Genomic DNA, 13,904 nt, shown 5'->3' with positions numbered 1-13,904 from the left:
GTGTATTTGCGGTCCGGCCTCAGATTCAAACTGTCGCGTTTGAGCGAGGTTCAGATGCCAAGGAACTCAGTGTCAGACCCCTGCGGTTGGGTCAGGTAGAGCGGGTTGAAATCGGCACGGTCAACGAGGTCCAGGGCGTGGTCAACGCTTCGTGAGATTAGCGGGGCCAGATATGTCGGCTTGCAAACTTTGTGGGACCCGAAAGGACGCGGGGCGAGCTGGCGTCGCACGTCAGTGAGCTCAAGAGCTCCGGCCAGCGAAGGGAGCCACAGTCGGAGCCACGACGGACCAAAGTCTCCGTACTGCTGGCCGTCCAAGTTGAATAGCTCCCTGGTGCATACCGGGGCCGGCAGCACGAGCAAGAAGTTCGCAGCCCAGTATCACCTCGACACTCGCCGGCTCCTCACGCTTCTGCGTGAACACGGTGTTGCCGCCCGTCGCCATCCACCCACGCCTCAACAACCAAGACGAGCAATCAAACTCTGCGGGAAGAGACTATGCATAAGAAACATCGCCGACCAGCTCGATGTTGCGTCGACGACGCTCACTAATCATCTACGCAAAGCAGGATCACTCTGCGCCCGAGCGGCGGTTCAAGGACTCCGACTAAGTAAGGAGAACGGACCAGATCTCAACACAGTAATCCCGCTAGAGTGGTCCAGAGCGCGGCACTACAGGACCACCTAGCGGCGCTTTACCTCAGGAGTTTCATCGCGGAACTCAACTTGGACGCTCCGTAGACCCATCCAGCTCATGGCCAAGCTACTTGATGATTACGTCGTGGTGGTCCATTGCGACACAAGCGTCGTTGACTACTACATACACCTCGACGAAGTGATGGCCCCTGTAGGCAGTAGGTTCGGTTCTTTGCAGGTTGCCGGAGTCCTTCTCTAGCTGACCTCGAATAGCATTGGCCTTGATCGCCTCTGCGCCAGTGTTCCTGACTTTCCAATACAAATCAAAGCTGCCTGGAATATTATGGGAAACGCGGAACCGGATCTTTTGATTCCTCATCACGACGTTCCCCTTGGTGCTCAGCTCATATTCTCTGAACCCGCTGCGCTTCGCAACGCGCGCACCGATTTTCACCTTCAGCCGTGGGTCGAGGCGGAGGCCAAACCTGTCGGTGATGCTTTGCTCAGTGTCAGACACGCCCGGAACACCTTTGTGCGCCTCTGTGCTCTTCTTGACTTCTGAATATGTTCCAAACTTATCGCCAAAGAGCTTGCGCCACTTGATCTTACTCTCTTCGACATCAGTCTCTTCATAAGCGTCGTCGATCCAGCCCCTGTATAGGTGGAGCTTGTTGCGGAAGTTAGCATATTCTTCTTGGCTCAAGCGGTGATTGAAGTTCTCCGTTGGCTCGCTCGGATCATCAATGCTAGGCATCGTCACATTTTCTTGAAGATAGTCGTCAAGGGCCCCAACGATGCTCTTCAGCGCAGTTGGCAGATCGGAATACTCGTCATTGGCTCCCCAAACAGCCTGGTCATTTACGCGATTACCCAAAAGGATGGTTAGGATGACCGACTTCACGGAGAAGGTGTTTTTGAAGTCACGGAGATACTTCATCAGGCGGATCACCTTGATAAGATGGCCGCTGGCGAGCTTGTTGCGCTCAACGAGCCAGTCATTGAATGCTTCGGGATTCGTGAGCTCGAACTCGTTTGTGATTCGGTTAGTGATGAAGTGTTGACCGTGTCGCTCCATGTACGGCACGACGTCAATGTGAAACTCGTTGGCGTAGTCGACCTTGACGCACCGGTCGTGCCGGCTCACCATGTCGCGGTAAACAGAACTACCTCGGAACTTCTTGTAGAGTTCCTCTACGTAATCTTCAGATTCCCACCCGTCGATCTCGTTCATCTCGAGAAGAACGTCGGCATCAAACTCGTCCGACGAACCGACCGGGTTGATTATTGTCCGGTGGGCGTACGAACCTTGCGGGATAAGATCTATGAAGTTGCCGGCAAAGTCATCCTCGCCGCGCCGCAGGAAGTTCTCGACGGCCTCAACCCGCGAGTCGAGCAAGTCAATTCGCGCGTCACTGAGGTTGACCTTGTTCTTCAGGAAAGCATCAAGGTGCTTGGTCAACTTCATGATTTACCCCCGTCGGTCATGTCGAGCGCTCTCATTGGCTTGAACGGTTCAGCCGGCTCGGTGAAAAAGATTGGCTTCAGTTTTGGTGACTCAATCCGAGACTGGCTTGAACCGAGACCACGAAGCGACGAAATCCCATCGATACCGTCAAGCTTGAACCGCTTGGGGCCGACCGTAGGTGATACGCGAACAACATTGTCATGGCCAAGCAAGAGTTGAGCGGTACCCAAAGATGAAGATGATTGGCCGGCCATGAATACGCTGACAAGCCTCGTAGCCCAATAATTCATTCCAAGTTGACGTTTTCGATCCGCGTTCATCGAGAACGCTTCGTCGGTGCAGCCAACGCTCAGCAGCTTCACGTCGCCCTTCGACCACTCTAGAATGCCGAGTGCTTCGACTGCCGCCGGCCCCATCGGATTGTTTGCCCACATTCCACCGTCAACGAGAGGAATTCCGGCAGCAAGACGATGGGTTGGAAAGTACGTAGGAGCGGCTGCGGTTGCGAGCGCTGCGTCGACGGCTAGCATCTTGTAATCCCGCTCGAATCGGGGATGGTGAGCGGTCTTCATAACATGAACCGCACCAGTCTCGAGATCAAGAGAGGGGATCATGAGGCGCGTTGAGCTCTCACCAAGTTTTCGATCTCCGAAGACATCGATAAGCGCTGCCTCCAGAGGGGCGGGATTGTATTTTGCGGTGAAGAGTTGCTTCAGCCGACCGACCCCCTTGCCTCCCCGGAAAATCTCGGGTCCACGTTCCTCATAGAAGCGAAGGATGTCGCGGGCGGGGATGCCGAGGCCTAGTCCGATCGCGATAATACCGCCTGTGGATGTGCCGACAATCAGGTCAAAATAAGAGGCAACGGGCTGACCAAGTTCGTCCTCGAGGTCGGCCAGGAAGGCTGCGGGGAACACCCCTTTGATTCCGCCACCATCGATAGTCAAGATGCGTTTCATATTAGTTGCAAATTATAGCATGAATGAGAAATTATTCTGCCCTCTAAGCTTCAATAAAGGGTCGCTGACTTGGTTCTTCTCCGTACCTCCTACCGTCGGTGCACTCGGGGTGAAGGAAGCCTCTTGAATTGACCACACTGTTGCTAGGCAGGCAGCCCAGAAAGTGTTCGCCGACTGCATAATAGGGTTATCCACATAGCGCAGACGTGCCCTTCTAGACAGGAGCTGGCAGTGATGAGATTGCCATATGGAGTACGACGACATCATTCTACTTGGCCAGGTCAGGATTGACGTGATCCAAGAACATCTCGACGAACGTTGTTGGTGCGGCGAAAAATGGGATCACTCTTGAAGAAACGCCTCGTTGCCACTGACGACGCCTGTGGAACTCGAGGCCCTGGCACTGAGAGCAGCCAGTAGACATCCCAAACCACTTTCGGTGGTCCGCATGATGAGTCGGGGCACGCCTGAACGGCTAGGCCGCAGCATCCTCCGGCAAGGACTTGCCCCTCGCGACTGCCTCGATATCCGGTATATCCTCGCACCTTCTGCGTTAGTACGAGTCGATATCCGTTGCCACCCCAGACGCTCGACAGTTACGACAACCAATCGGTTCCGCTAGTAAGAGTGGCTACGGAACGCAGAGATTACTCTGCGCCCGCGCGGCGACTCAGGTCGCGGAGCAAACGAGACCTTGCCACTGAACTCAGAAAAATGTAGCGATCTCGCTCGAGTGGTCTGCAGCGCGGTATTTCAAGCCCACTTGGTAGCGCTTCACCCGAGCTTCCGCGTCGGGGAACTCAACTTGGACGGTAAACATCGATGCGTCCAGCTCGGGTACTCGCTCCGCTCCCCGACTACCTTCAATGAACCTGAGGTTATAGACCAGCCCAGAGGATATCTTCTCTTTGATCGCCCCGATCAGAAGGTCCTTATCGATCCCGAAGAGGCCTGCGCGTTGGAGAGATGCTCCGTGATTGTCCTGGAGATACGTGATTCTCAAGTCGCTCGCGAATACGTCTCCGTCTGTAAGAGGCGAGAAGTTACCTCCTAGGAGGCTCAAAGCTATGCGACTGTCATCTCTCGCCCAATCGGGCACACCGTTGTCCAATCGATGATCGAGAAGCACCGAGTACTGATCGTCATCAACGCCTATGGTTTCAAATCCATTAGCTTCAAAGGGATATCCCGGCAGGTTTGCGTTGCCATCCTCGTCGGATGTTGTGATGATCTTGGTCCCGACGCGAAGGCCAACCTGCGGCAGAAGCATCGCAAATTTCAGCGGGTTCCAGACGGTACAGTCCACATAGCCAAGGTAAGAAGTGTTCCTCGCCCGTAGTTCGCTGTCCATCTTGTTGAGCTGTCCTGCGGTGAGATTCGTCATGTAGGTGACGAAATAGAGCTCTGGAGAAAGCAGTGGGAATCCCTTCGGACCAATTATGTGCTGATGCAATGCCACCCATGTCAGTTCCGCTGGCAATCCGATGAAATCACCGACACCTATCGCGGTCTTCTCAGGCCCCATCTTGCTTAGAACAGGGATCCAGTCCTTAGCTAGTTCCAAACCGTAGTGCCAGCTTTCAACGCGGCTCAAGTCGAAAATGAAAGCAACTTCGAGCTTCTTGGGTGCCGGAGTAAGTGCATTCCGAAGATCGGAGTATTCAATGCCCTCAGCGCGGAGACGTTCAGACACCTGACGATGCATACCTAGTACCAGGTCGCGCATTTCGCTCGGCTCAATACCAAACATTCCGATCATGGATCCCAGCAACCCGTGCGTGTACGCGTTGATGGAATGAATGGTAAATGGCGTGCTCACATGCCCCCCAGGTTCGACGTCCGCGCGTAGCGCTGCGTTCTTCCTTAGTAGGGTACTCGCCGGCGAGTTCTTCGACATCGGCTGAGTTGCTCCACTACCAAGAATTGGACGGTACCTGCGATTGGCCGCACCAGGCACCGTCCAAGAAGGAGGCTACAGGATCTGACGTGGCGAACGAAGCACTATCCGCTCACGGGCTACGAGACCTTATTGCTGTTGCAAACTGCTAACAGTCATCGAAATTCGCAGGCGGAGCAAAGCTCATTTGAGGATGCCCTCGCGTAGCAGGGAACAGACTCAGGGGCATACGAACGAATTCTTGGACATTCCCCCTCTTCGTACTCCACCGACATAAGCCGGTCGCGGGTTCCTCCGCCAGACCAGGTCCTCCGGCTCCTTCAAGCCGTCGTTCACCGATCCCGCCGACGGAACACGGCCGGCCGTCAAGACCTTCCACTTCGCGCGCCGCCACGGTCCGACAACAGCGAGACGTTCCAAATACTGTCAGAGCCCAATGAGATCCTGGCTATCGCGCCTGACGAAGCGCACCGGCCCCCGAGGATGGACTTGCTGGACGCGCCAGCCTCCTCTCGCGAGACCGGGCATTTTCGTATGCCCTGTGAACGACTGCCCTAGAAGGATGCACGATGCCTGAGCTTGAAACCGCCCCTCTAACCAGCGACGTCCTGGTCGAACTGAGCGAGGTGGTCGGTCGGGAGCTCACCCTACAAGAAGTGATCGACATCGTGTCCGAGAAGACCCAGCGCGGGGGGAATCTTGCTTTCGCCGGAAAACAGCGTGCTAATGCCGCAAGGATCGTCTAGCGATATGCGAACGAAGCGCTAGGTAGGTCAGAAGCTAGTTGGGCATACGAGCTGGTCCACCCTGTAACGAGTCCGGCTTCGCCGGCAGTGTCTTCCTAGGCGAAAAATCAACTTTCCACGAATCCAGTTCAAACAACTCATTGTTTTGGTCTAAGTTCAGACTTACAACTATCGGCACTTGGTCTGAGTCTAAGTACCAGGCCTCAGAGATAGTTCTGCCATAACGCGGGTCCTTGGTCGGTGAGACAAAGCGCAGGCTACCCATACCACCGTCGTCCATTTCTTCGGCTTCGATAATTTCAAGAACCGTCGATTTCCACTCTCCCGGAGGTGAACGTCGCAGGAGCTCTCGAACAACGACTATCTCTCCTTTGGCGAGCTTTCTGCATGTCATCACAAGATCCTAATGCTGGAGACATTGATGTGGCCTGGGCTCAACCGAAATGCGCTATAGCTCAGCGCTTGGCCATCAACTGTCAATGAACCATTGAAACCTTCGCGAAGTCCCAGCTGAATCCCCCGAAATTCGGAGATGTTCGCGGATCGCGTCTGAAAGCGCCTCCCTCGATAGACCGGCCTTGTCCGAGTGACGGACGGTGTAGTAGATCTGATTGGCGTTCTGGCCGAAGGTGATCGAGTCATCATCGTCATCCGGAGTGGAGAAGCCCGTGTTGGTTGGGCCTCCGCCGCCGTCACCCATGCCTCCGTTTGTGCCGACGCCGGCCGCAGCGTCCCTAGACTGTCCCTCCTTACCCAGTTTCACTGTTGCGGCCTCGGATGCGGCGTGCAGTCGTGCGTTCTCAGCCAGGCCGGCTGCACGCGCAGCCGCCATGGCCGCGGCGGCGTCAAAGCTTGATCCGCCACCTCTCATGAGCCGTAACGGCCTTAGCGCGTATGCAGCCCAGCAAGGAAACAACGAGGACTACCCACACCCGTGTCAAAATGCTGTCAGGCCCAAGAATTCCTGTGGCCACGGATAAAGTGTGAAGCATGACCGCGGAGGAAACCCAGGAGCTAGGACGCGAAGGCGTTGCCATCATTAAGCGCTGGCTGGAAGCAACTACGTTCATCGAGCTTCCCTTTGACGCCTACAACAACACTCTCGATTGCGTTCAACCACACCTAAACGGGCGGAAGACGTTCGATCTAAAGGGTCATTTTCTAGTCGGCAAGAAGGAACCGATCGTTGTCGAGTGCAAACGTTACTCCAGTCCGGGCGGTCAGTATGCGGAGTTCCAGCACTTTCTAGCGATAGCCTACAGTTCCAGCATCAAAGAACTGGACGATCTCGGCGGAATACGCGCGCGCCACTTCCTCTGGGTGACGTATCACCCCTTCAACCTAACCAACTGGACGCAACTGGAAACTAGGGATCAGATGGTCAAGGCTCTCGAGGAACATCCCGAATATCTTCAAGGACGGGACATCGATGAAGATCTCGTCCGCGCAATTTCGTCCAGAATCATGGTTCTAGTGTTCAACCCCAAGCAAGAAGCCCTCAGCTTGACTCGCAGCGAGCTGAATCTGTTCCGTGTCCACATCGATCGAAAGGCAGACTCGCTGTGAATGATCTGACTGCGGCCTTGAGCGCAGCGAGAGATGAATATCGCGAAGAAGAGTACGTGCATCGTGTCAAGGACCTAATCAACTCCAAGATTCGGGAGCTTGATCGCGATGCTGTCGTCGAAGACACCCGATACTTCAACCACAGCGCAATCCCAGACTTCGTTGTGACCTGGTCGGGAGAGAAAGCCTCCCGGGACCTCTACATTCGAGGCAGTTACGCCTCGATTCTCGCCGCCAAGGACGTAGAGGAAACTGGGCAGGGAGATCCCGTGTTCTTGTCGCTCGACTCCAATCAGGACTTCTCCCGGGAGAACCCACCGATTCTGCCGAGCATGGTCAAAGAAGAGTCGAGAAAGACGACTCACACCCTCCTGACTGACGTGCGCGCGATGGGCGAAATGCTAAAGCCAACTGGTGCAGCTGCCACCCCTCTAGCGGGCCTCGTTAAGGCAAGCTTCTTACGGGGAGGACGGGGGCTCATTGACGAGGAGCGTGCCGAAACCCTCGTTTCCAGTTCCTCAGATTCAGAGCTCACAGCCCTAGTCCGCGAGAACTTCTTCGAGAATGTAGCGTTGAAGATGGAACGCACAGCAACGATAGTAGGGATCGCTCTCGCTGCGTCAAGCGATCACAGTCTGAACGACCAGGTGCTCCAAGCACTCGAGGGCCGGCTATCACGCTCCGAGCTAAAGGCCATTCTGCCGTGGCTTCTTACCCAAGAACATCCGGTCGAGGACGCCAGGTTCTGGCGACGTCTTGCCTCCATGTTCTCCTTCAAAGATCTCGAGTCAATCGCCCCCGACCTCGAGGGCCTCGACCTAGGGTCTTTGGTTACTTCAAGCGCCGAGGTTTGGGAAGCTCCACGGGCCTATCTCGGGGTATCAAGCAGGATGATGGCGGAAGACGAGGTAGCGAGGAATCAACTACCAACATGGTCATTCCGGAACGGAATTTTGGGAGTTGATGCAGGAATTCACCGGGTATCGTTCAGCTCTGACGGCAGGGTTCTGAAGGGACGCGATGAGGCCGGAGCCCCAACATGGGCTGACTTGCGCGAGGAATTGAATGCTTTCCGCCTTGCGTCTGTCAATCTTCGGGGAATCACCCGTTCCGTGCGCGTAGATGCGGAGCAAAGTGACGACATCCGCCACGATGTTGAAAGCGTTGCGAGTTCTCTAAATGACAACTACTCCGTATCGGATCTCGCGCTGAGCTTCTCCCCGCGGGAAACTGCAGACGGCTCGGCTACGATTCTTATCCGATATGGAAAGGGACTAGCGATCTCCGAAGGAGGCGCAACAATCGCCGACATGACCCGAGCATCACTTCGCGTCCTCGCATACAGAAGTCCTCTTTCAGAGGCGGAAGTTTCTGAGGTGCTGCACCCAGGGGGCTGGTGGAATGAAGAAATGAGTGATTAGGGCAACGCTCTCGTCGACAGTTTGCGATCTTGATGGTTGTAACCCATTCGCCGTGTTGAGTTGGCTCTTAGCGAAATCGATACCCTGAGGCTACTCTTGGGGGCTATGCCCGATTGCAAGCCAGCATGAGAAAGGCACCGTCCGTGCGACCGTTGTGTAATTTACGCTTCAGCCAGTTCGCCATTGACCGAAGTCTCCCCTTGCTTCATAACTAGATACGCGGAGACGGAAGGCAGCGAATCCACGTCACCACTCTACCATCCGAGAATTCTGGATGAGCCCCGCAACAAAGCCCTTCCAAATCAGATCGCTGTTGTGAATCTCCAGCCACGTTGGCTGGAGAAAACAACCACGATCAGGAAGGTGACGATCATGCCACTGGGTGCGCTACTCCCCCACGACGAAGACCAAGCACCACGCTTGGTAAACCTCGCAACCCTCCGCGACTTCCAAACAGCAGTCGGTGGGTACATTGAGGCCGTAACCATAGAGAGTCCGGCGACGACGCTGTTCGTAGACGAGGACGGCAAGGTCAAAGGTTCGCCTGTCAACCGGCGGGCGACAATCCTGTGGTGGCTCCTCGTTCCACAGGCAAGACATCAGGATGTGCTGCGTGGAAATATCGTCCTCATCGGCCCGCCCAACAAAGAGGGACAATCCACAGACTTACCTGAAGAGCTGCGGCACCTGCTCTTCGACGCCAAGTCGTTCAAGATCGAAGTGCAAACCATCGACAGCCAGGACACTTGGAGCGGGAACCGGCAAGTGTTCACCGACTACTTCACCGCAGCGACCAGCGCACTGAGCCTGGCAGACCGTTGGACAACTGTTGAGCTGGTACGTGTCGTCACCACTGATTAGAAGAGGTTCACGCCCCTGCAGGCTCATGTCTGCAGGGGCTCTCCCAGTGTTAACTGATCCAACGAGCGCCGGTCTTGACCACTAGGCGCCGTTTCCGGACGTGGAGCTCTCGCCACTATGAGGCCCAACTCGGGCCGGCGACAGCTCCGGCAAAGCGTCGACCCATGGGGTTCTATTGTGGCGGCATCTCCTGATGAGGGTTACACATTCAATCGGCGGCACGTCACACGAGTGCATCTGGAGCTTTAGTACAGCAAAATAGGCGCATCATCGGCCTTACGATCAAATGGGGGAAAGATGAAACTGCTGGGTCGGCTTGTTCGGACTTGCAGCGCGGTTGTTGCACTAATGATCTTTGCAATTTCCTGTTCCACTATGACGGATCAGTCACCTTCGGTAAAGGATAGTCCCACGCCTGTGTCCGAATTTCTCGCTCCCTCGGAGGCGTCGAAATTTTCCGGGTGGGGTCCGGGCCGCAAACTCTACACAACTAAGAGTCCAAGTCCCATCCCGACGATGAATTCCATCGTAGACAACCCCGTTTATGGCGATGAACTGCAGTTCATTCAACTGCGTCAGAAGGGCCAAAGCAAGACTGCCTACCGCACAACCGCGCAAGCTCAAATCGGGCAGACCTACGAAATAGTGATCTACTACGAGAACTCTGCTGCACCAAACAAGGAAGCCGCCCGGGACGTCCGCGTCGGAGTGAGCTATCCCGAAGTCGTCAATGGAGCGGCCGCCGTCCAAGCGATGATCACATCGACAAACACAACGCCCAAGGCGGTATGGAGCTTCGTCGGAATCGATGTCGGATCAGGCACCTTTGCTAGCCTCGCCCCAGTCGACGGCAGCGCAGTCCTTCACACCAATGGGGAGATGGAAGGTCGCAAGCTGAAAGTCAAGGACCTCGTTTCGAGACAGGGAGCCTTAGTTGGTTGCGACCAGCTAAACGGGATCATATCTGGGGAGTCCCGCTGCTCGGGATACATTACGTTTGATGTAAGAGTCGATGAGATTCCCCGCCCAAACTTCACGGTCACAGCGCTCGGGAACCCTGGCTCGTCTAGCTCAGATCTCACGAAAACTCCTGCAATAAAAGTCGGCAATGAAATCCGCTTCCGGGTTGAGTACAAGAATGTTGGAAATATCCAACAGGACAACGTGACCGTTTCAGCGTCCGGCCTTGATAGCGACTTCTCGGCGGTCCCGTCGTCCATGGGCATCCGGAACTCAAAAACTGTCGCAGAGCACCCCAATGAGAAGTACGTCCCACTGTCGAGAAACCCAGCGATCGAGCGTGTGAACATAGGCTCCTACGCGCCAGGCGGGAACTGCTTCATCACCTTCACAATGAAGACGTCCGATTCGGGGAAATTTTCCTACGACAAAGGGGAACGCTTCGCCTGGATCAAGTTTAAAGTTGAGACGGAAGCCGGGTGGAAAGAAGACACAGTCACGGTCGTCATCTTTGGCCCCCAGCAGAAAGTAATAACCCCGGGACCGTAGTCCCGGGGTTGCAAACCCGCACTCATCTGCGCTGCCGTCGTTCAACTCGGCTCAACCGGACACACTGCCAGATAAAGCCCAGAATCGCGGCGACAATCGAACCTGTGTAGATCCACGCAAAAATCTGAAACTGATGCTGGATCCCAAAGAACGGCTCGTCGAGGTCGCCCACGAGACGCCATAAGGCGGGGCGCCCGTGGATAAGAGGATCGACGACCAGCATGCACGCCCAGAGCGAGCCGTGAACAACTATCCAAACGAAAAGCATGCCGGGAGTGAAAAACTTGGGTTGATCGGCGTCCATCGCGATCGTCCTCACTGACTGGTAGTGAATCCCGAGTTGGGAGGACGTTTCGTTGGAACGCCCGCCAAACACACTTGCTAGCTGCAATTGGCGGGGGTCCGAACCGGACAGCTTATTTAATATATCATATTTATTTATTAAAGTCAACAGTTCGGAGTCTGAATTGACTATTCGAATGGCGAATATTCTCGCCGAAATACGATCCAAGCGGATCGAAATCGCTTTGACCCTAGTTGGGCTCGTCGTTGGCAGTCTGTGGATACCGTCCGCAATTGATTCGAACGCGGCGGGTCGTCAACGCCAATCGGACTGTTTCCGTGCTGTGCTTGACCTCCGCCGGTCCGCTGAGCAGCTCGATAGAGGCTACGCTATCCATCCGGAGCTCCGGCAGGAAAGGCTCGCCGACCTCGACTCGGTGAATTTGAATCTGAAGGCAACGGATTTTTCCTGTCAGAATGTCGAAGAACATCGAGAGCTGCGAACGGAGCTAGCGACAATTTCGAATAACTTCGGCGAAGTTCGGCGGAACGCGTCTGTGGGGATCGAGACACCGGAGTACGCTCGCGGAATCTTGAGCTGGACCGATAGGAGGATGCAGGCGAAGTAGGGTCCGGACGACGCTACAGTATTTTGACTGCTCGCCGAAAGAGACCTCCAGTGAAGCACGGCCGCCGTGAAACGGAGAGCTCAGGATCGTTGGTCCCCGTCTAACGAGTGACGCCTAGGACCCAAATGACCCACTCGGCAGGGCGTGTCCCCCGCTTCTACAACATGGATGATACTTGCTGCCCTCATGCCCTGGGTTCTCGGCGCATACACGGTCTATGTGGTGTCGGCACAGTACACGGATCTGGGGCTCGTTGAGTCATACCAAGCCTTCCCAGGTGGTTCGAATACAGGTAACGTCATACGGCTTGCCGGCTGGAGCCTGACTGCATTGACCATCATCTGAGTTTCGACCGCCAAGGAATCCAAGCCACGGAGCCGCGCTGCAAGGGGCTGCTTAGCGCATGATCGTCTACGGTGCGACTGCCTAGCTGCTGGGCTACGAGATGCGGCCATGCGTTTCGCGGTCACTCACGTGCGAGAGACCAGCGACAACTACCGACCGGACTCTTGGCTTGTCGAGGTCCTAGTGACCAGCGGCCGTGTTTCGTTGATTATCGGGCTCATCCTGGTGCCTAATCTCAGTATCAACCAAAAGCCGGCGAGCCCCAGCCCTGGGCTCAACTCCGCCCAATAAGTAGTCTCCGAAACCCGTCGAAGTCCTTGCGCGGCTACCGGGCCAAGGAAAGGCCTTGGCCCTCGAACCATGACTCTAGTGACGCGACCTTGGCATAGACACCGGGTGCCCCTTGCCGACAACTCGAACCGCTTGACGTAATGGCGATGACCCTTCCTTGGCTATCAACGACACCAGATCCAGAATCGCCTGAGCAGGTGTTCGAGCCGATACCGGTGGCGCAAAGGGCGGACTCTCCCGAGGCACATCCTGAAGTGGCCTGGAGTTCAACCGTTCGGCTCGTGCAACGGCCCGCTTCACCGGCTGATGTCCCCCACCCAGTTGCCGCCCAGGTGGCACTCTGGGGTCGAGCCGGAGGGGTGCGAGGCCTGCTGAGATCGACTTGGACAACAGCAATGTCAGCGCCGTTCTCTGGTCTCACCCAGGCTTCCGTAATTGCTGTTCCTCGTTCCGGTGTCCCGTCACACAGGTCGACAGGATCCAGAATCACCCGGAGAGGGCGTCCCGACCCGAGGCAATGCGCCGCTGTGACGACGAGGTCGCCGACCGTCACACCGGAACACAAAATATCCGCGGCCCCTACCGGGGTGCTGTTCGCGTAGGCGATGAGGACCACGCCATCAGCGTTCAAGCCTGGCAAGGCATCTTCAGGTGCGTTCTCGTTGTTCTCCAGGCAGGCCGGGAGGCTAATGCCGACCAGACCTGCTACTAACCCGATTAGCAGGGTTCGGTAGAGGCGCCGCATATCAGCATTCCAAAGGGGATCTCCAGGGAGTACTGGCGGTCACTGACCTCGTACTCCACGATTGCCCTACGCCAGCCTCCTCCGTCGTCGCCAGTCTTTCGGATGCCAATTTGGACCTCCGACAGCTGGTCCTTGTCGTTGCAGGAGTGCGGCGAGGACCCGGCAATCGGGCTGAACCGTTCTCCGGCCCGACCGGCAGGCGGACTTCCTGGCGAGGCGATCGTGATCCCGTCCGCCGCGCGGAAGGTAGCGAGCCGCGTGGATTCCACGCTGAACCCGTTTCCAATGCTCTCGGCCGGTTTGACGGAGACAATCTTGGCCTCATCTGTCAGCGCACAAAGCAGGAAGCCGAAGGTCACGCTGTCAGAGTCCTTCTTCGTTGGCCTGGCGACGTACTGCGAGTAGTCGCCAGGCAACGGAGGCTGCCGCTCTGCGGTCTGGGAAACGATTCCAATCGGTTCACCGCTAACAGGAGTTACCTTTGACTGGGGTGCCTCCGTCGTAGGTGTGCAGGCCACCACTGACAGTGAGATGGCAAACCCTGCGGCAGCGA

General features: G+C 56.1%; 12 protein-coding genes. 6 read left to right on the top strand and 6 right to left on the bottom strand.

The window, feature by feature from the left end; translation table 11 throughout:
• Window positions 1-762 precede the first annotated feature (762 nt).
• The 3 genes from BIU82_RS03400 to BIU82_RS03390 form a co-directional block, all read right to left on the bottom strand.
• The gene (locus BIU82_RS03400; protein WP_070348068.1) at window positions 763-2,100 is read right to left on the bottom strand and encodes a cyclic GMP-AMP synthase DncV-like nucleotidyltransferase; all 1,338 of its coding nucleotides are present in this window, start codon (window positions 2,098-2,100) and stop codon (window positions 763-765) included.
• Entirely contained in the window at window positions 2,097-3,059 is a 963-nt protein-coding gene (locus BIU82_RS03395; protein WP_070348067.1) for a CBASS cGAMP-activated phospholipase, read from the bottom strand. The genes BIU82_RS03400 and BIU82_RS03395 overlap by 4 nt, the downstream gene beginning before the upstream one ends.
• Window positions 3,060-3,765: 706 nt before the next feature.
• Entirely contained in the window at window positions 3,766-4,752 is a 987-nt protein-coding gene (locus tag BIU82_RS03390) for a hypothetical protein (protein WP_139146490.1), read from the bottom strand.
• A 773-nt stretch (window positions 4,753-5,525) separates the two neighbouring features.
• Here BIU82_RS03390 and BIU82_RS19810 point away from each other — a divergent pair.
• The 5 genes from BIU82_RS19810 (at window position 5,526) to BIU82_RS03365 (ending at window position 11,059) form a co-directional block, all read left to right on the top strand.
• Complete coding sequence (locus BIU82_RS19810; RefSeq protein WP_171906486.1) at window positions 5,526-5,702, top strand: hypothetical protein; 177 nt, start codon at window positions 5,526-5,528, stop codon at window positions 5,700-5,702.
• A gap of 990 nt (window positions 5,703-6,692) precedes the next feature.
• Window positions 6,693-7,268: a hypothetical protein gene (locus BIU82_RS03380; RefSeq protein WP_070348064.1), complete on the top strand. Its 576-nt coding sequence runs from the start codon at window positions 6,693-6,695 to the stop codon at window positions 7,266-7,268.
• The gene (locus BIU82_RS03375; protein WP_070348063.1) at window positions 7,265-8,689 is read left to right on the top strand and encodes a hypothetical protein; all 1,425 of its coding nucleotides are present in this window, start codon (window positions 7,265-7,267) and stop codon (window positions 8,687-8,689) included. The genes BIU82_RS03380 and BIU82_RS03375 overlap by 4 nt, the downstream gene beginning before the upstream one ends.
• 183 nt (window positions 8,690-8,872) lie before the next feature.
• Entirely contained in the window at window positions 8,873-9,550 is a 678-nt protein-coding gene (locus BIU82_RS03370) for a DUF3846 domain-containing protein (RefSeq protein WP_139146489.1), read from the top strand.
• 516 nt (window positions 9,551-10,066) lie between these two features.
• Complete coding sequence (locus tag BIU82_RS03365) at window positions 10,067-11,059, top strand: hypothetical protein (RefSeq protein WP_070348061.1); 993 nt, start codon at window positions 10,067-10,069, stop codon at window positions 11,057-11,059.
• A gap of 22 nt (window positions 11,060-11,081) precedes the next feature.
• Here the strand turns inward: BIU82_RS03365 and BIU82_RS03360 are convergent, their stop codons facing one another.
• Complete coding sequence (locus BIU82_RS03360; protein WP_070348060.1) at window positions 11,082-11,363, bottom strand: hypothetical protein; 282 nt, start codon at window positions 11,361-11,363, stop codon at window positions 11,082-11,084.
• Window positions 11,364-11,538: 175 nt separating this feature from the next.
• On the opposite strand from BIU82_RS03360, the gene BIU82_RS03355 reads away from it, so the two are divergent.
• Window positions 11,539-11,970: a hypothetical protein gene (locus BIU82_RS03355; RefSeq protein ID WP_070348059.1), complete on the top strand. Its 432-nt coding sequence runs from the start codon at window positions 11,539-11,541 to the stop codon at window positions 11,968-11,970.
• Between the two features lie 670 nt (window positions 11,971-12,640).
• On the opposite strand, the gene BIU82_RS20300 is transcribed toward BIU82_RS03355, so the two are convergent.
• Complete coding sequence (locus BIU82_RS20300) at window positions 12,641-13,351, bottom strand: trypsin-like serine protease (protein ID WP_074466400.1); 711 nt, start codon at window positions 13,349-13,351, stop codon at window positions 12,641-12,643.
• Complete coding sequence (locus BIU82_RS03345; protein ID WP_139146488.1) at window positions 13,324-13,710, bottom strand: hypothetical protein; 387 nt, start codon at window positions 13,708-13,710, stop codon at window positions 13,324-13,326. The genes BIU82_RS20300 and BIU82_RS03345 overlap by 28 nt, the downstream gene beginning before the upstream one ends.
• Window positions 13,711-13,904 lie beyond the last annotated feature (194 nt).

Origin of the sequence: Arthrobacter sp. SW1 (assembly GCF_001766675.1) — a bacterium.
Taxonomy (GTDB): Bacteria; Actinomycetota; Actinomycetes; order Actinomycetales; family Micrococcaceae; genus Arthrobacter.
This window is presented reverse-complemented; position numbering and strand designations above follow the sequence as displayed.